General features: G+C 35.8%; 21 protein-coding genes, 1 pseudogene and 1 riboswitch. Of the genes and pseudogenes, 3 read left to right on the forward strand and 19 right to left on the reverse strand.

Annotation, left to right across the window (positions count from 1 at the left end; genetic code table 11):
* The first annotated feature begins 103 nt into the window (after positions 1–103).
* Complete coding sequence (locus NSS71_RS07035; RefSeq protein WP_095257218.1) at positions 104–1393, forward strand: MFS transporter; 1290 nt, start codon at positions 104–106, stop codon at positions 1391–1393.
* Positions 1394–1476: 83 nt separating this feature from the next.
* Here NSS71_RS07035 and NSS71_RS07040 read toward each other — a convergent pair whose 3' ends face one another.
* The 3 genes from NSS71_RS07040 to NSS71_RS07050 all read right to left on the reverse strand — a co-directional run bounded on the left by NSS71_RS07040 (position 1477) and on the right by NSS71_RS07050 (position 5084).
* Entirely contained in the window at positions 1477–3354 is a 1878-nt protein-coding gene (locus NSS71_RS07040; protein WP_095257217.1) for a PTS fructose transporter subunit IIABC, read from the reverse strand.
* Between the two features lie 72 nt (positions 3355–3426).
* On the reverse strand, positions 3427–4335 hold the full coding sequence (gene pfkB, locus NSS71_RS07045) for a 1-phosphofructokinase (RefSeq protein ID WP_047940582.1): 909 nt from the start codon (positions 4333–4335) through the stop codon (positions 3427–3429).
* Entirely contained in the window at positions 4332–5084 is a 753-nt protein-coding gene (locus NSS71_RS07050; RefSeq protein ID WP_047940581.1) for a DeoR/GlpR family DNA-binding transcription regulator, read from the reverse strand. The genes pfkB and NSS71_RS07050 overlap by 4 nt, the downstream gene beginning before the upstream one ends.
* A gap of 421 nt (positions 5085–5505) precedes the next feature.
* On the opposite strand from NSS71_RS07050, the gene NSS71_RS07055 reads away from it, so the two are divergent.
* On the forward strand, positions 5506–5859 hold the full coding sequence (locus NSS71_RS07055; RefSeq protein WP_047940580.1) for a hypothetical protein: 354 nt from the start codon (positions 5506–5508) through the stop codon (positions 5857–5859).
* A gap of 310 nt (positions 5860–6169) precedes the next feature.
* Here NSS71_RS07055 and NSS71_RS07060 read toward each other — a convergent pair whose 3' ends face one another.
* The 12 genes from NSS71_RS07060 to NSS71_RS07115 all read right to left on the reverse strand — a co-directional run bounded on the left by NSS71_RS07060 (position 6170) and on the right by NSS71_RS07115 (position 18285).
* Positions 6170–6763, reverse strand: a complete 594-nt coding sequence (locus NSS71_RS07060; protein ID WP_047940578.1) for a GNAT family N-acetyltransferase — start codon at positions 6761–6763, stop codon at positions 6170–6172.
* A 43-nt stretch (positions 6764–6806) separates the two neighbouring features.
* Positions 6807–7535 carry an exonuclease domain-containing protein gene (locus NSS71_RS07065; protein WP_047940577.1) on the reverse strand — a complete coding sequence of 243 codons (729 nt, stop codon included), beginning with the start codon at positions 7533–7535 and terminating at the stop codon, positions 6807–6809.
* 1 nt (position 7536) lies between these two features.
* Positions 7537–8520: a DUF294 nucleotidyltransferase-like domain-containing protein gene (locus tag NSS71_RS07070; RefSeq protein WP_341151374.1), complete on the reverse strand. Its 984-nt coding sequence runs from the start codon at positions 8518–8520 to the stop codon at positions 7537–7539.
* A gap of 175 nt (positions 8521–8695) precedes the next feature.
* Complete coding sequence (locus NSS71_RS07075; RefSeq protein ID WP_047940575.1) at positions 8696–9979, reverse strand: ammonium transporter; 1284 nt, start codon at positions 9977–9979, stop codon at positions 8696–8698.
* Positions 9980–10295: 316 nt separating this feature from the next.
* Positions 10296–10430: a YjcZ family sporulation protein gene (locus NSS71_RS07080; RefSeq protein ID WP_082138229.1), complete on the reverse strand. Its 135-nt coding sequence runs from the start codon at positions 10428–10430 to the stop codon at positions 10296–10298.
* 199 nt (positions 10431–10629) lie between these two features.
* The gene (thiE, locus tag NSS71_RS07085; protein ID WP_095257213.1) at positions 10630–11289 is read right to left on the reverse strand and encodes a thiamine phosphate synthase; all 660 of its coding nucleotides are present in this window, start codon (positions 11287–11289) and stop codon (positions 10630–10632) included.
* A gap of 12 nt (positions 11290–11301) precedes the next feature.
* Positions 11302–12102: a bifunctional hydroxymethylpyrimidine kinase/phosphomethylpyrimidine kinase gene (gene thiD, locus NSS71_RS07090; RefSeq protein WP_061796266.1), complete on the reverse strand. Its 801-nt coding sequence runs from the start codon at positions 12100–12102 to the stop codon at positions 11302–11304.
* 4 nt (positions 12103–12106) lie between these two features.
* On the reverse strand, positions 12107–12925 hold the full coding sequence (thiM, locus tag NSS71_RS07095; RefSeq protein ID WP_341151375.1) for a hydroxyethylthiazole kinase: 819 nt from the start codon (positions 12923–12925) through the stop codon (positions 12107–12109).
* Between the two features lie 302 nt (positions 12926–13227).
* Positions 13228–13337, reverse strand: a riboswitch (TPP riboswitch).
* Positions 13338–13391: 54 nt separating this feature from the next.
* On the reverse strand, positions 13392–14171 hold the full coding sequence (locus NSS71_RS07100) for a TIGR03943 family putative permease subunit (protein ID WP_061796268.1): 780 nt from the start codon (positions 14169–14171) through the stop codon (positions 13392–13394).
* An 18-nt stretch (positions 14172–14189) separates the two neighbouring features.
* Complete coding sequence (locus NSS71_RS07105; RefSeq protein ID WP_341151376.1) at positions 14190–15113, reverse strand: permease; 924 nt, start codon at positions 15111–15113, stop codon at positions 14190–14192.
* Positions 15114–15320: 207 nt separating this feature from the next.
* Positions 15321–16238: a GTP-binding protein gene (locus tag NSS71_RS07110; RefSeq protein ID WP_341151377.1), complete on the reverse strand. Its 918-nt coding sequence runs from the start codon at positions 16236–16238 to the stop codon at positions 15321–15323.
* Positions 16239–16302: 64 nt separating this feature from the next.
* The gene (locus NSS71_RS07115) at positions 16303–18285 is read right to left on the reverse strand and encodes a methyl-accepting chemotaxis protein (RefSeq protein ID WP_341151378.1); all 1983 of its coding nucleotides are present in this window, start codon (positions 18283–18285) and stop codon (positions 16303–16305) included.
* Positions 18286–18500: 215 nt separating this feature from the next.
* Between NSS71_RS07115 and NSS71_RS07120 the strand changes: the two are divergent.
* A pseudogene (locus NSS71_RS07120) lies at positions 18501–19054 on the forward strand (class I SAM-dependent methyltransferase).
* A gap of 91 nt (positions 19055–19145) precedes the next feature.
* Here NSS71_RS07120 and NSS71_RS07125 read toward each other — a convergent pair.
* The 4 genes from NSS71_RS07125 to NSS71_RS07140 all read right to left on the reverse strand — a co-directional run bounded on the left by NSS71_RS07125 (position 19146) and on the right by NSS71_RS07140 (position 25876).
* Positions 19146–21746 carry a polynucleotide kinase-phosphatase gene (locus NSS71_RS07125; protein WP_095320915.1) on the reverse strand — a complete coding sequence of 867 codons (2601 nt, stop codon included), beginning with the start codon at positions 21744–21746 and terminating at the stop codon, positions 19146–19148.
* Positions 21747–23048 (reverse strand): 3' terminal RNA ribose 2'-O-methyltransferase Hen1, encoded by a 1302-nt coding sequence (locus tag NSS71_RS07130; RefSeq protein ID WP_341151379.1) that lies wholly within the window; start codon positions 23046–23048, stop codon positions 21747–21749.
* Positions 23049–23460: 412 nt separating this feature from the next.
* Entirely contained in the window at positions 23461–23643 is a 183-nt protein-coding gene (locus NSS71_RS07135; RefSeq protein WP_371000768.1) for an H-type small acid-soluble spore protein, read from the reverse strand.
* 139 nt (positions 23644–23782) lie between these two features.
* Entirely contained in the window at positions 23783–25876 is a 2094-nt protein-coding gene (locus NSS71_RS07140) for a class I SAM-dependent methyltransferase (protein ID WP_341151380.1), read from the reverse strand.
* Between the last annotated feature and the right edge of the window lie 32 nt (positions 25877–25908).

A 25908-nucleotide genomic window follows, 5' to 3' on the forward strand; every position in this document is an offset into this window, starting at 1 on the left:
AAAATGATTAAATCCAGTTTTTGGATGATAGAAAATGCTTTATTTTTTGCCGTGGCTGTACATATTAACTATAGTTAACTATTTGAAAGCAGGGAGAATGAAAATGGATCATGTAAATGATGATAAAAACATAGTAAACCTTACAAACAAAGCACAAAAGACAGCGAAGAAGCAAAATGTCAAGGTTTCGAAAATGGCGATATTCTCACTTTCTTCCATCCCATTAGTAATGACCCTTGGAAACAGTATGCTGATTCCAGTATTGCCAGCTATTGAAAAAAAGCTAGATATATCTTCTTTTCAGGTAAGTATGATTATTACAGTCTATTCTGTTTTAGCGATCATACTAATTCCCGTGGCAGGCTATCTTTCCGATCGTATCGGCCGTAAAAGGGTGATTATTCCCAGCCTAATTATTGCTGGTATTGGCGGAGTAATTTCTGGTTTTGCCGCATGGCTGATGGATAACAGTTACTGGATTATCCTTATTGGACGCGCCCTCCAAGGCGTTGGAGCAGCTGGTGCCTTCCCAATTGTATTGCCTCTAGTAGGTGATTTGTTTAAAGATGAAGAACAAGTTAGTAGTACTTTAGGCGTTATTGAAACAGCAAACACTTTTGGGAAAGTACTTAGTCCCATCCTTGGAGCTTTTTTGGCAGGATTTATTTGGTTCATCCCATTTATGTCTATTCCTGTCTTCTGTTTGGTTTCCATCATTCTAATTTTAATCTTTGTGAAATCTCCAAAAAGTAATGAAAAACCTGTACCATTTAAGGAATTTATACAGCATACAAAAGAAACTATGCATAAAGATAAAAAATGGCTCTATGCCATTTTCTTTATTGGTGTAATCGTTATGTTTGTATTATTTGCCGAAATGTTTTACCTATCAGATATATTAGAAAAGAAATATCATATAAAAAATGTTAAAAAAGGGCTCTATCTTGCTATACCGCTAGGAGCTTTATGTCTTACTTCCTACATTACCGGGAAAAAAATTAAAAAGGACAAAAACTTAATGCGCTGGATTACTTTTATTGGATTGCTTGCAATCATTATTGGTACGATTGCACTTAACTTCTCTGACAATATGTGGTTTATCATTCTCTTTCTAACATTGGCTGGCATAGGCATTGGTGCTAGTTTACCACCTCTAGATGCCCTTATTACAGAGGGAATTGAAAAAAAAGAAAGAGGAACCATTACAAGTATATATAGTAGTATGCGGTTTATTGGAGTCGCAGCAGGACCGCCTATTATGGCGATTTTAATGAAGCATATCGACCATTTACAATTTTATTTACTAAGTGCAGTTACATTAATCGCTGCGATTGCTGCCTTCTTTCGTTTAAAATATGTCGATGGCCAAGAAGAAAATAAAATAAACCAATAGAAAATTTCTCCATCGGTTCTTTGACCATACTAAAAAAAGCTGTAAATTAACGATTATAAGTCAATTTACAGCTTTTTCAATATTTATTTTTGTTGAACAGGCTTCTTTAATAGTCCTAATAATAAGGCTGATATGATCGCACCTATTACGATAGACAATAGGTATAGCCATGGATTTCCATCAACCAATCCAACTACGAACACACCGCCGTGTGGTGCTCTTAAACCGATATGGAAGAACATTGATAGTCCACCCGTAACTGCGGCACCAATTGCAACAGATGGAATAACACGTAATGGATCACCTGCTGCAAAAGGAATAGCACCTTCTGTAATAAAGGAAAGACCCATAATAAAGTTTGTTAAACCTGCATCCTTTTCTTGCTTTGTAAATTTCTTTTTAAATAAAACAGTTGCTAAAGCAATTGCTAATGGCGGAACCATTCCACCGGCCATAATAGCAGCCATTGGCTCAAATACACCATTGGCAATTAGCCCTGTTCCAAAAACATATGCTGATTTATTGATTGGTCCACCCATATCAAATGCCATCATTGCCCCTAAGATAATTCCTAAGAAGACCGCATTACCAGTACCAATATTTGACAGCCAATTGGTCATTCCAGTGTTAATAGCTGTAACAGGTTCCATAATCACATAATTCATAATAATGCCAGTAAAGAAAATTCCTAATAATGGATAAAGCAGAATCGTTTTAATACCTTCTAATGATCTAGGAAGTACTTCTAACACTTTCTTTAGACCGACAACTAAATAACCAGCTAAGAAACCGCCGATTAATCCACCAAGAAAACCAGCACCACCTTGAGCAGCCATAAATCCTGCAACCATACCAGGAGCAAAACCAGGACGATCAGCAATACTCATTGCGATAAATCCAGCAAGAACAGGCACTAATAATGCAAAGGCATTATCGCCGCCAATATATTTAATAACCGCAGCAAAAGCATTATAACTCGGATCATTCGGATCAGCTGAGTTATAACCAAACATAAAGGAAATAGCAATTAATATTCCGCCACCAACAACAAATGGCAGCATGTTCGAAACACCGTTCATTAAGTGTCTGTAAATTTGACCACCGATTCCTTTTTTCCCTGCGTTTTCTTCGCTGGAATTAGAACCTGATCCACCATTATATACTGGTGCCTGCTGTTTAATAGCACGATTGATTAATTCTTCAGGCTTACGAATACCATCTGCAACAGGGGTTTCAAGCACATGTTTTCCATTGAAGCGTTCCATTTGCACTTTCGTATCAGCAGCAACAATTACAGCCGTTGCTTTTTCAATTTCCTCTGCTGTCAGAACATTTTTTGCTCCACCGGAACCATTTGTTTCAACCTTAATATCAACACCCATTTCAGCTGCTTTCGCCTTTAATGAATCTGCTGCCATATAGGTATGAGCAATCCCCGTTGGACAAGCAGTTACTGCCACAATAAAATTCTTTTTATCAGCAATATTTTCGTCAGCTGTTTCTTCCTCTACATCATAACTGTCAATTATTGATATTACATCTTGTTTAGAAGCCGCATTTAATAATTTCGAGCGCACTTCTTCTTTAAGCAATAATGTAGATAATCTTGATAGTGCTTCAAGATGAGTATTGTTAGCCCCATCTGGTGCAGCGATCATAAAAAATAAATTTGCCGGCTGTCCATCTAATGATTCATAGTCAACACCACTGCTTGATCGCCCAAACGCAATGGCAGCAGTTTTTACAGCACTCGTTTTTGCATGGGGAATTGCTATTCCTTCACCAATTCCCGTTGTACTTTGCTCTTCTCTTTTTAAAATCGCTTGCTTGTACGTTTCTCTATCTGTTAATTTTCCTGCTGAATGAAGAATATCCACTAACTGATTAATGGCATCAAGCTTTCCATTTCCTTCTATATTCAAAAGGATAGTCTCTTGCGTTAATAATTCTGTAATTTTCATTTTATAACGCTCCCCTTTAATTTTATTTTTATCCACTTTCCAATATCTTTCTAATAAAATGGTGTGTGACCATTATGATTGGACTTGTACTTGCGGAAGAAGTTCTTCTACTTTTTCCTTTGTACATAATCCAATTGAAAAAGCTGTCGCACTTCCTGAGGCAATACTGTAGCGGAAGGATTCTTTTATATCCTGTGTTTCTTTATATTTAGATAAGAAGCCTGCTACCATGCTATCTCCAGCGCCAACTGAGCTTTTCACTTGCCCTTTTGGAACCGTACTAATGATTTCTTCGTGTTGAGTAATCAAGACTGCACCATCACCTGCTAATGAGACGATCACATTTTGCGCTCCCATTTCCAATAGTTTTTTTCCATACGGAATCGCTTCTTCTGGAGTCGAAATAGTTACTCCAAACAATTCACCAAGTTCATGATGATTAGGCTTGATTAAAAACGGTTGATAAGGCAAGACTGCTTTTAATAATTCACCTTCTGCATCTACGACGAAAGAAACATTGTTCGCATGACAGATCTTGACTAGCTCTTCATAAGTCGTTTTAGGAAGAGTAGATGGAACACTTCCAGCTAATACTAGTAGGTCTTCTGACGTTAAAGAAGCAATCTTCTCTTTTAACTCCTGAAACTTTTCTTCAGAAATAGTGGGTCCATTTGCGTTTAATTCTGTTTCTGTATCAGTCTTTAACTTCACATTGATACGTGTATCTTCTTCTACTTTCACAAAATCTGTTTCAATCATTTCTGACAATAGTTGTGTTTCAATAAAACTTCCAGTAAATCCGCCGACAAATCCTAACGCTTTACTTGGAACGCCCATTTTTTTTAACACTCTAGAAACATTTATTCCTTTTCCACCCGCAAATTTACTTGTTTTTTCTAACCGATTTAGTTCTCCTAAATGCACTTCTTTCACTTCGATAATATAATCGACAGAAGGATTTAACGTTAGGGTATAAATCATTCTTTCACAACCTTTATGCTAGTTTTCCTTGAATATAAATCGTTTACTTCTTCATCCAGATAGTTAGTAATAATAGAAGCATTGTGCAAATCAGCTATCTTTGCAAAGTAAACTTCGGAGAATTTACTATCATCTGCGACAAAAAAAGCTTCTCTTGACAATGATATTGCTTTGCTTTTCACCATTGCTTCTTCTTGGTCAGCAGTAGTATACCCATATTCAGGATGAATACCATTGACACCCATAAAGCACTTATCAAATCGATAGTTATCAAGACTTAATAATGCACCACGACCGACTAACGCGTTTGTTTTTTCTTTTACATAACCACCTGTAATATAGGTTTGAATACGAGCTTCTAGTAAGCTTGTCATATGCGTAAGACCGTTCGTTACCACCACAATGTCTCGATTCTTTAAGAATGGAATCATTTCTTTAATGGTTGAACCAGCATCCAAATATATACTATCTCCATCTTCTACTAGCTTTGCTGCGTATGCCGCAATCATTTTTTTCTCTTGGAGGTTTTTGAACGCTTTTTCACTCATACTCTGCTCCGTTATTTTCCCTTGAAGCCTAGCTGCACCACCATGCACTCGTTTCAAGAACCCTTCTTGCTCTAATTGAGTTAAATCGCGTCTGATGGTGGATTCTGAAGTATTCAATACATCTATCAAATCTTGAATTTTCACAACACTATGTTGTTTTAGTAATTGTAAAATAAGTTCATGCCTTTCAGGTGTTAACAAGATTATCACGCTCCCTTTTAGGGTATATCTTGGGATTATGTCATTTTCTTTGAGGTGATTATCATTAACTAAACAGATTACGATAAATAAGATTTTTACCCTCATAAAAAAACAACTTAATTTAAGAACATCATACTGTAAACGATTTCACATTTCAAGCATTTTCTTTCAAAAACAATCAAATATTATCATATTTTTGACGTTTTGTGAACGTTTTTAGTATTATATGAATATTTTTATTGTTCTTCCTTTTAAAACTATCATTATTTTTCCCTAAATTATCTCTTTTAATTTACCGATTTTACGAAAATTGCGGCACTAAATGTTCAACACCGACAGAATTTCCTTTATCATTTTCTAGTTGTTTATGGTATTCTGTGTTCTGGTGAGAAAATATTTACAAAAGAAAAGGAAGGAATATATGAAGAAAATTTCTTATTATTATTTAGACTTTGTTAAAATACTATTTTCTGCGGTACTTTTATTTGCCATTTTCGGAACAGTTAACGATACGATTATAAAACTTATTACTGGTTACTCCTTTCCTAATGTGGACTTTTTAAAGGAAACACAGGCTTTAACAGGATTGTTTATCTTACAATATATAGGATTTGCCCTAATTTATTTTGTGATATACAAAAACAGTCTATCTTTTATTGGATTTACTAAAGATCGAGAGCGAAAAAAGCTTTCTCCGATGTGGACTAAATACTTCATACTATTCGGCATAGGATTTATCCTCTTGTTTTATATTGTATTACTTATTGTTTCCTAGATTAATTTAATAGAAAATAATTGCGTAAAAATGAATTGTATGATACTATCAAATCAATATATAGTTAATTTTTTATAAAATTACACTATATATAGTTATCAATTCAATCTTTAATCCAATGTCTCTTTTCGCTTCTATGAAGCGACTTTTTTTTGGATCATTTTCCGCTCTCCGGCTTTAATATCCCCCTATTAATTAAACGTTTTGATAGAAATGCTTTATAATTACCAAAATTCACACACAAAAAAAGCTGCCCAAAGTTTGAGTCAGCCTATTCATTATTCACTTACTCCTATCGGGAAGCGGTCACTTAAGTGCTACTTACTTGATTTGTATGGGATACACTTGCTGAAGGTTCTTGTAACTTTTTAAAATACTCCTCTTTTGTCATACAATAATAAACGCTTGTAATTAATTGGTTATCAAAAAGTTTATAGCGGTTGGTTTTCTGGAATTTATAATGAAATCCACATTTTTCATTTACTCGTCTTGACTTCGTATTAAAATCAAAATGTCCACACCATATTAAATCCAAACACAAGTGTTCAAATCCATATTCTAACAGATAATTGACTGCTTCTGGCACGATCCCTCTTCCCCAATACCGGGGATTAAGAGCAAATCCTACTTCACGCTGTGCTAAATGAGAGAGTTTAGTATCAGGCGTTCGTTCATGAAAACCAATACTTCCAATCACCTTATTCTCTTCTTTCCACACAATCGCATATGAATTTTCATTCTGTAAAAAATAGCGGATTACTTCTTTACTTTCTTGTTCACTTTTATGGGGTGGCCAGCCAGCAAACGGACCTACCTCTTCCTTTTGCGCATATTCATATAAATCTTTATAATCCGCTTCCTTCCACCCTCTTAGCAACAGTCTTTTTGTCTCAAATACATCCATTTACATTCACCACCAGTTAATTATTAAAACTTTGTCCTCTATTTTACCGCCATGCCAATCTTTCATATATATCCTGTAAAGTGCGACAGCCCAATTGTTCAGCCCTTTGTAAATACTGACACCATAGAACAGCGGTTAATTTAGCATCCCCTAAGGCATGATGACGATTTATGACAGGAATATCACTAAATTCACACCATTCCTCTAATGTCAATATTCTTTGTTGTGGTTCAACAATTTTAAACAAAAAAGAAGTATCAACGATTCGATGTTTAAATGGTGTTTTAAAACTTCTCCAGCATGCGGACTGCATAAAGCTTTTCTCATGGGAAGAGTGATGAGCAATCAGTGTATTATCCTTAACAAATCCAAAAAATTGCACCAGTACATCGGATAGGGGCGGGGCATCATGTAAATCTTCGGTTTTAATTCCCGTTAAACAGCTTATTTCTTCTGGTATATCTATTCCAGCGTTAACTAATGTATAAAATTGCTCATCTAAGATATCACAACCTTCTACCTTTATAGCACCAATTGAAATAATTTGATCGCCCTTATCAGGTAAAAATCCCGTTGTTTCAATATCAAAAACAACTGCTTTTAAATTATTTAATGGCAACCTGGAGGCAGCTTCAACCTTTAAATCTTTTTGAAGCTGTCTCATAAAAGCAATTTGCTGAGAATTACTCCCACTCGAGGTAGCGTGCAATACACTCGAATTGACTTTTCCATATAAATCTCTCATATATTGTAGAAACGATTCGACTCCCATTTTAACACCCTTTTTCAATTATCCTTTGTACTTGATGATATAATTTGATACCATGGCGCATTAATCCTTTTATTTCTTGTCTTTGTTCTTTTGTTAACTGTTTTATATTCAAATAATGAACATCTTCATATGTTTTTGCCTCTTTAAATAATTCGATGCGATAATCTAATATTCTCCTAAAAGAGCTTTCATATAGTCTTAACCAGTTGTCATATGTCTCCATCGTTCTTAATGTCTTAATACGTTCTAACGTCGATGTTTCCTGGATTTTTTCCTTAATAGCTAGAAGCCTAATCGAATTAACATACGGTAAATACATCGTATGCTTCAAATGAATGGAACCTTTATGCCTTCCCGTTCTTTCCACAAAAAATTGGCCGAATATTCCGACCCCTTTTTTTATACGCATTACATTATTCATAAATCTTTTTAGTAGCATTGGATGAAGAACGCAGTACTGATGAATATAACTTCTCAACTCTTGAACATAATTTTCCTCTCCAAACAGTTGTCTACTATCATAAAAGATTTGCAAAAATCTAATTGATTCCCAGTTTTCTTTTTCCATCCATTGCTGTAATTGGTGTTTCCATTCTTCTACGGATTTGCACCAGATAGGATTACTACTCATGACTTTCCCTTCACAATATGGATAACCTATTTCATTTAACGCATCACTTAGGCATTCTCCAAATTGGATAAAATATTGATTGCTGTTTTCGTCATTGCTTTCATAGATAATGCCATGATCTTGATCGCTAAAGATGCCTTGTTCTTTTCTGCCAGCACTTCCTGTAACAAACCAGACAAATGAACATGGAGGTTCACCGTAATTTTTTTTATATTCACAAAGGACAAATTGAAATAACTCCATAAATAGTTCATCGTAAAAATTATTTAACTGAGTGTTTTGATAGGTGGGTGTTTGTAAAAAAAGTTCCTTTTCTCTTTTCCATTCATTTAACCTATGACTTTTAGAGCACATCCATGCACTTCCTTCTTCGATAAGCGATATTTATATGAATCTGTATGTCTATCATAACATGTTCTTATTTGCAATTGATTAATGAAAACAGATAAAAGTCTCACTTTTCAGCGAGACTTCTATCCTCATTAAGTTTATAGTCTATTTTCTTAATCGCGACGATAAACGTCTGATTTTATAAGCTTTTTGTTTCGTCTTTTGACAAGAATGCTTCTGGGTAACCATATGAACCATGTTCACTAATATCTAAGCCCATGATTTCTTCTTCTTCTGTTACTCGTAGTCCGCTAACCTTCTTGATAACAAATAGAATGACATAGCTTATTGCAAAAGCGAATAACCCACAAGTTATAACACCAAGCGCCTGCACGCCTAATTGCCCGAAGCCGCCGCCATAAAATAGACCAGCTTTCCCTACTCCCGTATATTCCGCTAACTCTGCTGTTGCAAATAATCCATTAGATAGTGTTCCCCAAATTCCCGCAGTACCATGAACAGATAGTGCAAAAATTGGATCATCGATTTTTCTATTCTCGAAGAAGCGTACACTATAAAATACCAGTACTCCAGCAATTAAACCAATTACTACTGCTGCCCAAGGCTCAACGAATGCACAAGATGCTGTGATGGCAACAAGACCTGCTAAGGCACCATTTAGCATGGTTGTAATATCTGACTTCCCTAAAACAATCCAGGAAATTAGTAGTGCTGCTACAGCGCCAGCTGCTGCTGCTAAGTTTGTATTTAATGCAACATATCCAAAGAAACCGTCCGCTACAGAAACTGTACTACCTGCATTAAATCCGAACCAACCGACCCAAAGAATTAGTACGCTTAACGCTGTATAAACTTGGTTATGACCAAATATCGGGTTAGCCGAACCATCAGCATTGTATTTTCCAATACGCGGCTTTAAAAGCATTGTAGCTGCTAGCGCCGCTGCTGCACCAGTTAAGTGAACAACAGTTGAGCCCGCAAAGTCTTGCTTTCCATGTTCTGCTAACCAGCCGCTTCCCCAAATCCAATGGGCAATGACAGGATAAACCAAAATACCAAATAATACAGAGAAAATGAGGTACACAGATAATTTCGCACGCTCCGCAAACCCACCAAGTGCAATTGTTAAGGAGATGCCTGCAAACGCTAGTTGGAAGACGAAGAAAACAGTAGTTTGTAATCCATCTCCATCTATTTGGCCAACGCTACCGCCATTGTAGAAAAACTCACTCATTCCGACAAAGAAATTAGCATTGTCTCCAAAAATAAATCCATAACCAACAGCCCAGAAAACTAATGAAGCTATCCCAAATGTAAAAATTGTTTTACCAGCAATATGGCCTGCATTTTTCATTCTTGTGGAACCTGCTTCTAATAAGATAAATCCACCAAGCATAAAAATAACTAAAATTGCAGCAATCATTGTCCACAAGCTGTTCATTAAAAACTCTAAATTTTCCATTAAGTTACCTTCCCCCTTTATGTACGTTAATTTACCATCGAGTGTCATATAATCTAACACTCTAATAACTTTATTTTACCCATATTAAATTTTCTGTCAATAAGAATTTTAAATTTAATTTTCTTAAAACTTAAAATATTATATTTATTTTCTTATACCTGTTGTTTTATTTGTTTTATTACGATAATTGTATTTATTTTCGGTGTTTTTTTGAAATCGTTACCATTTATAATCTAAAAAGTACCTATTACTGAACGAAACAAAAATCCTTATATATGTAAAAAAAGCTGACACAAGGTCAGCTTTTTATCTTCTATTAGCAAATAAATGTCGCACCGACGATAATTAATAAGATAAACAATACTACTATTAATGCAAATCCGCCACCGAAGCCAACGCCGCCAACAGCTCCAGGACCATATCCGCATCCATATCCACCATAACCGTACATATATACATCTCCCTTTCTCTTTTGTAGTATAATTAACCATTTCTTTTTCGGTTAACGAATAAGGAGCCTTTATGTTTTCTTATTCTAGCTCCTCTACAAAATCATTGTATGCAGGCAGATATGTATGGGTTGGGTAAATGTCTATTTTCCGCAAAAAAAACCTAAACTCTTTCCATTTTATTTTTTAAAAGTATATAGCTTATGCTTGGTCAAAAACTGCTTTTCTTAATTCTATCGTTTGTTTATAAGGATTCTCCGCCATACTTATTTCTGAAATAACAGCGACTCCATCTGCTCCTGCTTGTATAACAGGACGTGCATTTTCAACTGTGATCCCCCCTATCCCAACAATTGGTATAGAAAAGTTCTTTTGTCTTACTATTTCAACAAGAGAGGTGCCTTGTACTGCTTTAGCATCCTTTTTCGTACTTGTAGGATAAATAGGACCTATGCCAATATAATCTGCTCCTGCATCTAGTGCTGCTTGAATCTCCTCGATGGAATGAGCAGATACCCCCAATAGTTTATTACCTAGCATTTTTCTTACTTTTATGGCATTTTCATCGTCTTGTCCAATATGTACTCCATCCGCATTAACAGACAAGGCTAATTCAATATCATCATTCACAATGAATGGAACATGATACTGCTTGCAAAGTTCTTGCATTCTCATTGCCAGTTGAATTTTGTCTTCTCCCATTAATGCTCCGTCGCCTTTTTCGCGAAATTGAAAAACGGAAATCCCGCCTTTTAATGCTTCTTCCAAAATAAATTCTGGATCAGATGTACTGTTGTTGCTTCCCATGATAAAATAAATTTTTAGCAATTGTTTTATTTGCTCTTTTGTATAAGTTGTCATATATCCCCCGTATTATCTTTTGCTTTCTTGGTAAGCCCAATGGTTGGTTGGACCATGCCCGCTGCCTATATGAAGATCATTTTTTATAGCTTGATGAATAAATTCCTTACCTAATTGAAAAGCATCATTAATAGAAAAGCCATTGGCAAGGGCTGCTGTAATCGCTGCCGAAAAAGTACAGCCTGTTCCATGCGTATTTTTTGTTGGAATCCTTTCTGCCACCAAGCTTGAAAAATCACTGCCATCAAATAATAAATCAATCGCTTCCTTCTCATCCCCATGGCCACCTTTTATAACGACATAAGTAACACCCATCGCATTTAATCTTTTGGCAGCTTCTTTTCTTTCCTCTATATTTCGAATATCTCTCCCAGTTAATACCTCTGCCTCTGGTATATTCGGTGTTAAAACAGTTGCAAGCGGGAGGAGCTTTTTTTTCATAGCTTCTGTTGCTTCCTGCTGCAGTAAATTAGCACCACCCTTAGCAATCATCACAGGATCAATCACTAAATTTTTCCAACGATACTCTTTTATCTTATCCGCTACCAATTCAATTATTTCACTATTAAAAAGCATACCTGTTTTTAATGCATCTGGTCGTAAATCCACTGCGATAGATTCTAGTTGTTTTTCAATCGCCTCAAGGGTCATTGGGTATACCCCATCTACTCCGCGGGTATTTTGTGCGGTAATAGCGGTGATGGTACTCATTCCATATACTTTAAGTTCTTGGAAGGTTTTTAGATCTGCTTGAATTCCAGCTCCTCCGCCACTATCTGATCCCGCTATTGTTAATGCTTTCGCTGTAGCCATATAATTACCCCCTCTTAATCTCCACTCTCATCGATTCCTTTATATTTTCTTCCTTTATTTTCACTAACTGATTTAATAATTCGATTTGAAAACTTCCTGGACTTTCTTCGCTCGTCTTTTCAAAAGCAAGTTCTGATGCAACTCCATATGTTACTAAACCCGCTATAGAAGCTAGAAAGACATCCTCTTCTACTGCAATAAATGCACCTAAAATGGAGGAAAGTAAACAACCTGTACCTGTAACCTTAGTTAACAAGGAATGACCATTATGGATAATAGAAAGTTTCCCGTCAACAGCAACTATATCTTGTTCACCTGTTATAACAACTGGTACTTGTAATAGCTTTGCAGCTTCCATTGCGATTCCTTGGCTATTATGTTCACTGACAGAGTCTACACCTCTCATTTTTGCTTTAATTCCAGCTACATTCGCTACTTCTGCTGCATTTCCGCGAAGCAAGCTTATTTTTACTTCCTTCATAATGCGGTGTACAGATTCCGTACGATAACTAGTTGCTCCTGCACCAACAGGATCTAGAATTACGGGTGTATTAGCCTGATTTGCAGCCTTCCCAGCTATAATCATACTCTCTACTTTTTCAGCTGTTAGTGTTCCAATATTTAAGACAAGAGCATCCGCTGCTGCTGCCATTTCCGCAACTTCTTCCTTTGCATATGCCATTACTGGTGACGCTCCTAATGCTAGTAACCCATTTGCCGTAAAGTTAGTAACAACAACATTAGTAATATTGTGAACCAATGGCACATGTTTTCGAAGTTTTGTTAATATCGCCGGAATTACCATGTCAACATTTTCATTCATCTCTTAAAATCAATTCCTTTCTAAAGTTCCTTATTACTCTTAAGACTTTTATCCTTTGATAGGTAAAGTGAATCCTCCCTCACATGGAAATTCATCACCACTTTGGATAGTATTTTCTGATGTCCAGTCTTCTCAAATTCAGTTATCCTTACAATTAAGTGCTCTAGTTATAAAAGCGAAATACATTACATACATACAAAAAGCCATAACTAACTGAATTCCTAACACGGATACGAAGGAAGCGCCGTGCGATTTTTCAGCAATTATGGCAAAAATAAAAACACTACGCCTAAGCAAAGTGTTTTTATTCCATTACACCTCCCTACGCTGGCATTATCCAACAGGTTCATTCGGTCAATGGCAGACTAGCCATACTCTCAGCCTGTTTCCACAAGCCCCCGCTTTATATTTAATTGAATTCTCTTAAATTTTAACGAAAAAATAGGAATAATGCAAGAATGGCAGCCTAATAGTCTAATGCATATAAGTAATCTTCCGCTGGTGCTATCGTTTCTTCGGCCTTTTCCAGCTTAATAATAGGCATTATTTGACCTTCATATTCTTTCTTTTCCAAGGTTCCTGTTATCACATACCATTGATTACTTTGTAATTCACCAACATCTCCCTCCATCATATAACCAAACAATCCTAAATCTGCAATACAATGGGTCATAACATATCTTGCAATAACTGCTTGATTATCGGTGAAGGCTTTTTCTCGATGAATAAAACCAGTAATCATCACTTTTTTTCCTGCCATATCGTTTAAATTTGTATGAATCATGTCCATTGTCTGCAAATAATTGTCATCTTCGATTGTAATCATATCTTCTTCCCCTAAGGTCTTGAGCTGACCTTGACTAGCAGAAAAAGTTTGTCCTTGCTCAAATTGAATATTTGGAAGTATACTTTTATCAATCGACATGTCTTGTAAGGTAAAAAACAACATCAAGGGGCTAATAAATAGAAGATAGGAAAAAGTAAGCTTCAGGAAAGAGGCATTCTCATCACATACATCACAATCACAATCGGCCCCCTTTAAATTACTATTTAACAACCGGAAAAATCCAAGAAAAAACATCAATATCATCGTTATACCTAGTAATGGCACCATTTTGGGGGCAACAAGCTGTCCTACATCTCCTGTCACCAATAACTTAAAAATAAGGAGACTGAAGCCAATCAGTACAATTCCTTGCAGTTCGTTTGCTAACTGCCAGGTTGGACTCCATTTGATTTTCACCATTTTTCCTCCTTATATGTGTCATGAAAACAAAATGAATCGTGAAGCTAGCGAAAGTAAGAAGACAACTATTGTAACTATCATAATAAATACGAATACAAATTTCATGCGAAAAGAAGCCATCATGACAAATGTATTTTTAAAATCAAGGATTGGTCCAAAAACTAAAAAACCAATAATCGCTTCAGGGGTAAACATCTTGGCAAAGGAAGCTGCTACGAAAGCATCTGCCTCTGAGCAAAGTGACAGCACATACGCTAGCCCCATCATTACTGCTGTACCTTCAATTGGTGATTCCCCCGCCTGCATGATATAACTATCCTTTAAATATACCTGAGCAACACTTGCAAATACTGCTCCAATAATGAAATATTTCCCGATCGTAAAGAATTCATGACAAGTATGATGCAAAATTCCTTTCCATTTAGAATCTCCTTTGTTTTCATTAATAGGAACGGCTACCATTAAATCTTCCCTTTGTGTTTTTAATACCTTTTGTTTCGAAAAAAAGAAATAAATAATGAGACTCACTATAATGGCTGCCAATATGCAAATGATAAAACGTCCGTATGCAATCGATAAATTATCTTGGAAGGCATAGTATGTACTGCCAAAAACGATAAAATTAAGAATTGGCGCTCCCATTAACAAGACAACACCAATATGGACAGGAATTCCTTTTTGAATTAATCTGCGAACAACTGGAATAATGGCACATTCACAGACTGGTGTAATCACTGCAGCAATTAAAGCAGCACCAATGGCCGCTATTGGGTTTTTCGGCATAATTCTAGCAATATACTCTTCTGAAATATAAATATTAATTATAGAGGAGGCGATGGCACCTAATAATAAAAACGGAAGTGCCTCAAGCAAAATCCCAAGAAATAACACAAAAATAGTTTTTATTTGATCTGGCAATGCGAAGCTCCATTGCTTTGCCACATAAAGATCCCCGAAAAAAAATAGATACATTAAAGCGATAAATAAGCAAAAGATAAAAATATCCTTCATACGAGTTGGGATAGACATAGCATACTCCTTTTCTTCCATCATTTATCCTTATATAGTTTATATCTATGCTTGTCCTATCCTATCTATGCAAAAATAGTGTATCTTATGATAGATTCGATAAGATACACAAAGAAAGTATTATAGAATTACTTTTTCAGGTAATTTTTCACCTATTAAAATGATCTCTCCTTTTCGATTAGGAAGATATTCCTTTACTTTTTGCCATTCTAGCAAACCAGAAGCATATTGAAAATGATACCAAGAATGATCATCACTATTTTTGATTGTTCCTTTAGCTCGCATTAACTTATCTTGATTATTTTTTAAGAAATCTCGTAATTCGCTTTTCGTCATAGGGGTTGTTTGAACTATTTTCATTGCTTTAATATGATGATGGTGATGATGACGCGAAATAGATTGGTCTTTGATTTTAGTACCTTCCTGTTTTTCCAAATATGCTGTTACTCCATGGCCATAGTTACTATGTAATAATGGAGCATCAGGATTTATCTTTCTAATTCGCTTTTCCACCTTTTCAACAGCAAGCTTGCTTGAAAGCTGATCGATTTTATTTAGGACTAATACTGTTCCATTCTCAATTTGCTCTTTCTGCAGCTGCCTCACTTCTTTGCTGCTTGAAAAAATACTTGTGTATTCCGTAAAATGCAAGCTGTCAATTAAACAAATACTTTCAACGATCTCAAAAGTATCTTTATATTGCAGTTCCTTGAATGTCTCCATTATTTCGGAAGGATTTGCTACTCCAGTCCCTTCTAGCAACACAATTTCAATGTTCTCTTTATGCAATGTTACAGTTAATTCATCAAGTGTTGATCTCAAATCTTCTTTGATTGAACAACAGACACATCCATTTAACAATTCATAGAGTGACTCCTCTTTAAAAAGATGTTTTTCGATATTTGTTTCCCCAAGTTCATTCAATATAATGGCATACTTTTTATTTTTCCCTTTAAAATACTCCATACAGTTTAATAGAGTTGTCGTTTTTCCGCTCCCAAGGAACCCATTTATTAAATAAACTTTGATTTTTTTCATGAAAATACCTCCCGCATATAAAGCCTAACGCTACTTTATGCAAGAGGTACTTTTCATATGACGATTAATAGGTAAATAGATGAAGATTTCGTTTGAGTTGTTCCGCCATATTCAATAAATTCTTTGCAGAACCTGAAATTTCTTCGATAGCAGCCAGCTGTTCTTCCGTTAAGGATACAACCTCTTCAGAAGAAGTCGAATTATCAGAGGCAATCTTTGCTAATTCTCCTGCTGTGATGCTTACCTCTTTTAGTGTGCTTGCCATATCATTTGAAGTTTCCGTAACTTTTTGAATATGTGGTGTCATTTCCTTCATACTATGTACAATTTCTTGAAATCTTGTATGAGATTCATCCGTTACTTCTAATCCTGCTTGAACAGCTCGTGACACCTCTGCCATTCTTTGAACTGTATTCTCAGTTGTTTTTTGTACATCTGTAATTAATTGCGAAATATTACTCGCAAATTGTCCAGACTGCTCCGCAAGTTTACGTACTTCATTCGCTACAACAGCAAACCCTTTGCCTTTCTCCCCCGCCCTTGCTGCTTCTATTGCTGCGTTTAGTGCCAGAAGATTCGTTTGTTCGGAGATAGTAGTAATGCTTTCTGTTATTTTTTCGATATGCTTAGATTGTTCTACGAGTTCTTTAATCATTTTATTTGATTCAGCAACTGTCCCATTGATTACATGCATTTGTTCCAGTGTTGCTTTTATGGAGTTCCCTCCTGCATATGCTTTTTCTATCGTGCCTGTCGAAAGATCTGAAACCTCTTTGCTAAAAACAACGATTTGATTTGTTCCTTTTAAAACAGACTTAAGACTATCGACATTATTATCCAAACCTTTAGTCTGAATTTCGGCACCACCAGCGACTTGCTGAATAGTATTGGTTACATGCTCTGATGCAATAGTCACCTCATTCGCACTTGCTGTTAACTGACCAGCACTTGCCGCTACATTCTCGGAACTTTGCTCGATATTGCTAATAAGCTCTCGTAAATTATTCTGCATCGTATGAAATGCTGCTGCCACATCGCCAATTTCATCTTTAGCGGCCATGTTAATGGCCGTTGTTAAATTACCTTTACTCACTGTAATGGCTTGTTCTTTCAATTTTTTAATTGGTTTGATAATAGAGGAAACAATCACCATCATCATGATCCCTCCAATAATAATAGAGACGGCTAATATCCCTGTTATCGCATACAAAAGACCTTTTGTATGATTGACAATTTCTGATTTTTCCATCGTTCCTGCTAACTTCCATCCAGTTAACTTATTTGTCTGAAAAACCATTTTCCGACTAATCTTGTCTGCTGAATAATCCAATGTGCCAGCTTGTCGGTCATAAAGTGTTTCATAATAGGAGGCTTTCACCACACCCCCTTGTTTTTCATCGGGATGAACAATAAACCGTTTCTTTTGATCAAGTAAGATGACATAGCCTTCTTTTCCAAATGTTATTTCACCTGCGAGTTCTGCTAAGTAATCTAAATTCATGGTTACTGCCATAACGCCTGCATTATCTGCAATCGTTTTTCCAATGGTAATAACCATCTTTTTAGAAACTGGGGAAAGATAAGGATCCATGATAACTGCTTCTCCTGGTTTATTAACAGCCGCTTTATACCAATCTCTCAACCTTGGATCCATATGATCATTATTTTCCTCCATAGACTTCTGAAAAAGCTTTCCATCATTTGTTCCAATATAGATACTAGAAACTTCAGGATGGACTTGGCTATACTGCTCAATGGTTTTCTGCAGACTTTCCGGATCTTTTTCCAATAGTTCTTTCGTCATTGTTTCTGTTAATGCTGACACATCATAAATTTTTTCAGACATTAAATTGGTTATACTCTTATCCAGCATGTTTAAATTAGTACTCGCATTGCTTATAAAATCTTTTTCCATCTGCTTGTTTGCATATAAAAAAGAAAATGCACCAATTAAGATACTCGGAATTAATAGCATTGCTAAAAAGGAAATAATAAGCTTCTTTTTTAACGGAACTCCTTTTCTTTTATGAATAAGAATTTTTTCCAACGTAATCGCCCCTCTCTTTGTATACGCATACATTCTTAAAAGAAAAAAAAGGTAATTCTTTCTGCCCTCTTATTTTACAATAGATAGGCGATGATTCCTATGTCATTTGACCTGTTTTTTATTTGTTACTCGTTAACATTTTATCCTGTCATAAATGTAATCTTTATGTTTAATTGTACGTTAATGGAAACTCTTAAAATATTGGAGGAATTCATATGAAGGATGAAACGATAAAGATTGGTATTGGTGCTGGGGAATACAGGAATAATCCTGGCTGGATTCATACTCAGGAAGATGAGCTTAACTTATTATGGACGATTCAACTTGGCTACAGTTTGTAAAATGTTCCATAGACGCTATTTTAGCGGAACATGTATGGGAGCATCTCACCTTTAAGGAAGGCGTTCAAGCAGCCTCACTTTGCTATCAATATTTGAACCCAGGAGGTTATATTCGCTGTGCTGTACCAGATGGCTTCTTTCCGGATGAATCGTATCAACGAATAGTGCAAATCGGAGGGCCAGGGCCTAAACACCATCCTGCCTTCACTCATAAGATTGTTCATAATTATCAAACATTGTCAAAAATGTTTGAATTAGCAGGATTCGAAGTACATTTATTGGAGTATTGTGATGAAGAAGGTATTTTTCATGAAAATGAATGGCACGGAAAAGATGGCGTGATTTTCAGGTCCAAAAAATATGATCCAAGAAATAACGGGGAAAAGCTTTTATTTCCTTCTCTTATACTCGATGCATGGAAAAGATAATGAAAAATTAACCAGTGCATTCCCTTATAAATATCAAGCTGGGATAAAAAGCAAATTCATCGAGAAATATCCTCTGAATTTGCTTTTCATCTTATAATCTTGCATCAATCGGATCTTCTTCCAAAGCCAATGTTGCAAGGACACATTCATGAATTCTTTCCAATGACTCGAACTGAATAAAACGATTGATACCTTCTATTCCTAAAGCCAATTCCTTTAATGCATTACGCTGCTTCTTACCTGTTTTGCGGTCTTTTAATCGTCTTAATTGATCCTTTTCTAAATAATCCATGCCATATATAATTTGAAGATATTTCTGTCCTCTTACTTTAATGGCTGGTTGAAGTAATTTTCCCTTTGGATTTCTCGCAAGAAAATGATAAGGTTTAAAGATAACCCCTTCATGACCATCTGTCGTAATCTCTTCCCACCAGCTGACAGCTTTCTTTAATGATTCATCATCATTTACAATCAGATAATCTGTTTTCATAAAAAGACTGCTAATTGTGCTGAAATATTCGTTCTGCTCCATATGCCACTGATGTGTTTGATGAAAATAACTTTCGTTGCTATGTGCAAGGATATGAAATGGAGCGATTTTTATATCCTCTAATTGTTGAATTTCCCAACAATATTGATTGTACACTTCACTAAAACTTTGCGCATTTTGTCGCTTTTGTGCAAATTCTTCTACCCAGCCATGAACAGCCATGCCATTTTGCTGCGCACAAAGAAGCTGCTCGTAAATCTTGTCTCTATCCATCACGCTCATTTCAGCCACATGTGCGTATTGCTGAATAATTAAATCCTTTGCCTTTAAATTCCATGGAAGAATTTCAGCATCAAGCAATACCCAGTCAGTCTGATTCTCTTCAAAATAATTTACAGCTGCTAGATCATAATGAAGCTTTGTCAGAATTTCCTCTTCAAGCTCTTTAGAAAAAAAAGCTCTCCCTGTTCTTGTATAAATTGTGCCTATGCTTCTTTTCCCAACATACTTTTCTGCTGCTTCTGGATTTTTAAATAACAAAAGTATCCCTCTGCTGCCCATATGCTTTTTCTCGACAACCATTTGATCTATCCCGTTATCTTTGTAGTAATGATAGGCATCGATCGGATGTTCCAGATATCCTTCGATTGTGGAAGTTTGCGGCGGAGGACTCATCGTTGGCGGTATATAGATTAACTCTTCCATGGGAATTGTAAAATGAGACACTTTGTCCATCGCTGCTTTCACATTATTTTGCGGACAGCTAATTTCTCCAAACGTATCTGTCCAAACACTATAACCATTAATAAATCGCTGAATATTCGGCAGGGCAAGCCTTGTTTCCTGCCATTTTTTCAATGGATTATCTTCTATTTGAGCATAATCCTTTTGAGCCTTAACCGATATAAATTCCCTTTCTGGATAACGAAAGGCCGTTAACTTTCCGCCAAAAACAACCCCTTGATCAATATTAATTGTATTATTCACAAAGAGCGGCTCTGGTTTCGGATCATGTCCCCAAATAATTAATTCTTTCGATAGATGATTTCGGTACCAGTCTCCACGGATCGGCTTCCCGTCTGTGTCCATACCTAATGTTTCTCCATATCTCGTAAAATCAGAAATCGTATTTGATTGTTTGCCAATATAATGATCTTTTATCCCTGCATGGGCAACAACTGCTGTTTTCACACCATTTCTTGTCAGGACATAATGGGAAGGTGAATGAAGAAGCATAGTTTTCCAATCTTCTCTTATTTTTTCTATCTGCTCCTCTGTATATGTAATGGAAAAGGAAGTAAACGCTTCTTTAATCCATTCATCCCCATGACTTAGTGTCACTTTTTTCCCATCAAGCCATCTTGCTATTTTCCAACCATGGTTACTATCAATCATATACGCAAGATTATGGTTAATGTGGGCAGAGAAAAAGAAAAGTGCTTCTGCTGATTTTGGGCCGCGGCTCATAATATCCCCTACCGAAACAAATTTCCGACCTTCTGGATGGCGATATAATCCATCATCATGTTTTATATATCCTAAACGTTCTAGCAATTCGTAACATTCATCCATACATCCATGAATATCTCCGATAATATCTAAGCCATTATCAGCATTTAAATAGTACGAAGCTTCTTCTGTTTCGATATTCACTGACTCGTCCCGATCTCTAATATAATATATTGCATGATAGCTTTCCCTTTGGATTTTGCGGATTTCCTGACGCATTACTTCAAATTGCCTTCTCACCTTCCCTTTTCCTCTCGGATAGGTGCGCTTTTCGTCTCTTTCAAGGAGAATAGGTAAAGAGAGATCAAAAACAATCGCTACTACAGGAACATGATATTTTTTTCCAAGAATTCGATATTTTTCCCGTTCTGCCTCTTTTAAATGGGTTGCATCGATATAGCTTCGCTTATTCAATGTCGCTCTTGCACTAATCATTTTTTCCATCATTTCAAAGGCAGCTCTTGAGATTTGGCTATATTCTTCCATCAAATTGGCAGCTACTTCTTTAGGCTGATTTGTCCAGTCTAAAAAGTCAATATTACTGACTAATTTCCGAAAATGATCGGAACTAATTACTTCTTCCGGTTGCAGAAAGCCTTTGTTTATCCAATTTTCCAATGTTGTAGATTTCCCACTATTTGATGGTCCTATTAGTAAAACAATACTGTTATGGGGTATTAGAATCGTTTTCATTTATCCACCTCTTTTCTGCGAAAATATTACCATCTGTGTAGGATAGCCGTAACCTTCTACATATTCGCCAATCCCATCGATTTGCGCCTTATAATTAGCATGACTTTCCCAATACTTGGTCCATTCTTTAAACTGTTGCTGCGTCCATTCAAAGCGATGGTCGCTGTGCCTTTTTGCCTCATTCATATCATATACAGCATTGTAATCTTGATTTGGTGTTGTCACAATTACATGATAAGGCTTGTATTTTGTAAAAATGGTGTCAAATATCTTCCCTAATCGATTTTCGTCAATGTGCTCGATGACTTCACAGAGAATAAAGATATCTTTCTTTTCCAATTCACTATCATAATAAAATAAAGAGCCCCATTTAAAAGTTGGAAGAAGAAAGTCAGACTTACCCACTAATGCCTCGATTCTTTTTTTAGCTTTTAACTGTTCTCGTTCAGAAGGTTCTACTGCGACAAGTTCTTCTATTCCCCTTATAAAGCCTAATTGGGCCGTTAACTTTCCTTCTCCAGCCCCCATATCCACAATTCGGCTATTATGCGGAAGCCCTTTTACAGTTTCTATAATTTTCTCATAACGCCACTGATTTAAGCTTTTCTTTTTTGTCAAAGGTGCTTGTTTTTCCTTTGAAGGCTTTGATTCTATTAACCTTGATTTTTCTATTAAATCTGAAAAAATAAGCGATTCCTTTATAATCTCATTTCTTTTCGGATGGAAGGAAAGCCATCCTTCTCCATATCGCTTCAGCTTATCCACTTCTTTTTCATCAATATAATAATGTTTATATTGGTCCATTACCGGGATCAGCACAAACAAATGGCGGAAACAGTCTTGAATCGTCTGATTTGCCTTCAGCGTAATAAATTTTGCTGAACTCTTTTTCGCGAATGACGCTGGTAAAAGTACCTTTCCATTTTCGATCGTAAGCTCGTATCCTAATGGTTCAAAGAGTCCTGCTAATTCATGATTGGTTAACTTGGTGGATAACGGTCCAAATGTAATTTCTAATGGAAAAGAATAGTTCACCCACTCTTTGAATTCATCTTTTGGCTTTCCATTCAATGCAGTTCCAACTGCTTTTCGTAAAACCGAGCAGAAAATACTGCTGACAGCACTTTCTCTATCATTAATATAATGCGTAATAGACGAAAAATTAGTTTGATTTTTCGTTAGTTCCATATTATCTACTGTAACGAAAAATAATATATGGACTTCACGCTCCTCATTTTTGGTAAAAACAATGCGCACTAACCCGCCCTTTTCTTTCATATAGGTTATGGGGATTTTTAGCAATAAGATGGGAGACCATCCTAGCATGCTCGCCATATACCTTTAGACTTATTTGCATATACTCACCTCTTTTTCTCTTAAAACCATTTGAATACTATTTTACCATATTTTTCTTTACAGAATTGTGCATATTTTATCTATAATTAAATAATGACTTTTTTTGAAAACAATACAGATTTTTAATAGGGATAATTGGCTGTTTTTCATAAAAAAGAACCACTATTACGAGTGGTTGCAGAATGAGGACAAACTCCTTGAATTAGGAGTTTTGCCTATACTCTTTTTTGTAATCCCTTCTAATAGAGATGTTGTTTTCCGCTACAAATGTTAAAAAGGGGTTCAGAATGAAAACATTCTAATCCCCTTTTGTCGACAAACTGGAACCTCTATCCTCGTGGTTGTCTTGCGAGAGATTTTAAGCTTCTTCTAGGCTTGCAATGTCAACTTCTGTTTGTTCTTGACTTCCGCCTACCAGATGAACGATTGCGGTTGCATCTTTTTCTTTAATATCTTCCAGCCAAACTGAAGCACCGTTATACTTTACTTCTATTTCTGCTGATGAGGAAAGTATTTGTTTTGCTCTGTTAATATCCATCATTCCACCTACTTTCTATATAAAGAAATGTTAAGTTCCCCATAGGGTTCCTTTTTTAAAATAGATCCTTTTTCATTATGTGAAAGTAGGCGGAAATCTATTCTCTCCATTTTTTTGCCTTGCTTGAAAACTATTTAAAGCTCTATCTAAGATGTTTTTCAATCACAATAAAGCAAGTGCTGTCAGGAAATTTAACCACGTTTTGAGACGAATCCATCAATTTTACTTTCGGTAATAGATGCTCTGCATAGCCACCTTGTAAATAATGGTCAAACAATAGCACTTTCCCCTTATTGCCAATCACCCTTTTAATAACATCTTTATATTCAGCAGGGGTAAAGTACCCGAACTGCTCTTGTACTTCATGCGGATAGGCCTCTTCTCCCCATGTATAAGTATATAGAAATTCCATCGCATCATTTATCGGCAATTGAACAGTGCTTTCGTTAATTTGCTCAAACTCGATCTGTCTGCCTTTAAAATCATTTACATAGCGTTTAAAAAAATCCAAGCCATTTGGCAGCTTAAATTCAATTTGTCTCCATTCTTCTTTCGGCTCGGTCATGATACCATCTCTAATAATGATTCTGCCACCTGGTTTAAGGACTTCAAATGCACTTGTCAAGCTATCCAAAATAACCTCTGGATTAAATTTCATCCCTTTATACGGAATATAAGAATACATCTCATGAAGAATCGAAGAAAATATAATGGTATCCATGCTATTCACCGCAAAAGTTTCTTTTAATTGCAGAGCATCTGCCTGTTTAACAAGCCATGTTTTCTTTTCTCTTATCTTCCTTTTTTCTAATGCCTCGATAACATTGGTAGAAATATCAATGCCGATAACAGTTGCATCGGGGTGGCAATCCGATAGAATATCTAACATAATTCCACCGCCTGCCCCTATATCCAGCAGCTTATTTCCTATTGCATAGTCAGCAATCATCTTTTTATGGTCTTCAGCATTATTCATATCAGCAAGATAGTTTTGTTCATTCTGCATTCGATCAAAGCCATCCTTTCGAAAACCAAAAAAATCATATAAAAGAATGATTGCCCGTTCATAAAGGGGTGATTTTTCTGCTTCCTGACAAAATTCAATTAATTTCTCCCCAGCCTTTGAATAAACAAATGTTACGCTAATATTTTCATTTAAAAAGTCAAGCGGAATAATCACTAATTCGACATGTTCATTTGCGCACTCTGTGCCGGCAATTAAATCATCAATCGTTTGTTCTTTCAAAAATGCCTCAATGATTCTCTTTTTGTATAAGTTAATTGTCTTTTTACCTTTATAGTCATAATAGATGTCTTTCATAAACGGTTCAAAGCTGATTTGCTTTATCGTTAATGGATCGACTTTTTGATAGATTAATAGGAAGATTTTCAAAAATTCTTCCAAGGAGAAATCATGCAGAGCAGACTCCACATACCACATATCCGTTTTATGAAAAAATAATTGAAGCAATTCAATTCTTTTCGATTCTTTTAAAAAACGACTATACTCTTCATCAAAATTTTCTCCGTTTTGGATAGCGGCTTTTCTCAGCCTCTTAATTCTTTCCTCTAATGGTAACTCTTGCTCCCTTTTCCCTTCCAAAATAGAGCTAATAACTTCTTTAACTTCCTCTTGAACTTCCTTCCATATTTGCGGTGAAACAGCTTCGATGATACATTGATTCAAGACATATAATAAACGGTACCTATCCTTTTTATCTACTACGAAGTTTTTATTCATAGATAAAATTAATGGTTCTAATTGACAATAGCGAACTTCTCCTCTTATAAATTGACCAATTAATCCATGTGTATAAATAAGTGTAAAAATAAGCTCTTCTAAAACCAAGTTACGTTCGCCATTTGTTGTCTTTCTTATTTCTTCTGCATATATTTGCGCAGAACCAATATTATGAATGCCTAATTGAAATCCCCGTTCTCTCCAATATTTGCGCTGAGAAGGAGAGCCGCATTTTGCTACATCGCTCCATATTAAAACCTGTTCAATTATTTGTTTTTCAGCATCATTTAAACTTGTACAATTATCTAAGATTAATAGAGTCTTTTCCACATAGGATAAAACCGGATTGCTTTCTAACCCTTCTAACGAAGGAACTTGTTCTAAGTTCACATTCTTTTCTTTTGTTATATAAAGATATTGCAGCCATTTCTGTTGTCGCAATACCTCTTTATCACCCTGTTTAACTTCTTGAATTGCCTGTAGAGAGGCTAGCATTTCATTTCCCTCCTGACGAAAATGATGTATAC

It is taken from the genome of Niallia sp. FSL W8-0951 (genome assembly GCF_038006525.1).
Classification (GTDB): domain Bacteria; phylum Bacillota; class Bacilli; order Bacillales; family Cytobacillaceae; genus Niallia; species Niallia circulans.

Coding starts and splice junctions, on each gene's coding strand:
- NSS71_RS07035 (WP_095257218.1), top strand. CDS start 104: ATGGATCATGTAAATGATGATAAAAACATAGTAAACCTTACAAACAAA.
- NSS71_RS07065 (WP_047940577.1), bottom strand. CDS start 7,535: ATGGGAGTCGAATCGTTTCTACAATATATGAGAGATTTATATGGAAAA.
- thiM (WP_341151375.1), bottom strand. CDS start 12,925: ATGAATGAAAATGTTGACATGGTAATTCCGGCGATATTAACAAAACTT.
- pfkB (WP_047940582.1), bottom strand. CDS start 4,335: ATGATTTATACCCTAACGTTAAATCCTTCTGTCGATTATATTATCGAA.
- NSS71_RS07100 (WP_061796268.1), bottom strand. CDS start 14,171: ATGGTGAAAATCAAATGGAGTCCAACCTGGCAGTTAGCAAACGAACTG.
- NSS71_RS07070 (WP_341151374.1), bottom strand. CDS start 8,520: ATGTGCTCTAAAAGTCATAGGTTAAATGAATGGAAAAGAGAAAAGGAA.
- NSS71_RS07110 (WP_341151377.1), bottom strand. CDS start 16,238: ATGAAAAAAATCAAAGTTTATTTAATAAATGGGTTCCTTGGGAGCGGA.
- NSS71_RS07040 (WP_095257217.1), bottom strand. CDS start 3,354: ATGAAAATTACAGAATTATTAACGCAAGAGACTATCCTTTTGAATATA.
- NSS71_RS07060 (WP_047940578.1), bottom strand. CDS start 6,763: ATGGATGTATTTGAGACAAAAAGACTGTTGCTAAGAGGGTGGAAGGAA.
- NSS71_RS07140 (WP_341151380.1), bottom strand. CDS start 25,876: ATGCTAGCCTCTCTACAGGCAATTCAAGAAGTTAAACAGGGTGATAAA.
- thiD (WP_061796266.1), bottom strand. CDS start 12,102: ATGGCTACAGCGAAAGCATTAACAATAGCGGGATCAGATAGTGGCGGA.
- NSS71_RS07075 (WP_047940575.1), bottom strand. CDS start 9,979: ATGGAAAATTTAGAGTTTTTAATGAACAGCTTGTGGACAATGATTGCT.
- NSS71_RS07125 (WP_095320915.1), bottom strand. CDS start 21,746: ATGAAAACGATTCTAATACCCCATAACAGTATTGTTTTACTAATAGGA.
- NSS71_RS07080 (WP_082138229.1), bottom strand. CDS start 10,430: ATGTACGGTTATGGTGGATATGGATGCGGATATGGTCCTGGAGCTGTT.
- thiE (WP_095257213.1), bottom strand. CDS start 11,289: ATGACAACTTATACAAAAGAGCAAATAAAACAATTGCTAAAAATTTAT.
- NSS71_RS07135 (WP_371000768.1), bottom strand. CDS start 23,643: ATGATGGATATTAACAGAGCAAAACAAATACTTTCCTCATCAGCAGAA.
- NSS71_RS07055 (WP_047940580.1), top strand. CDS start 5,506: ATGAAGAAAATTTCTTATTATTATTTAGACTTTGTTAAAATACTATTT.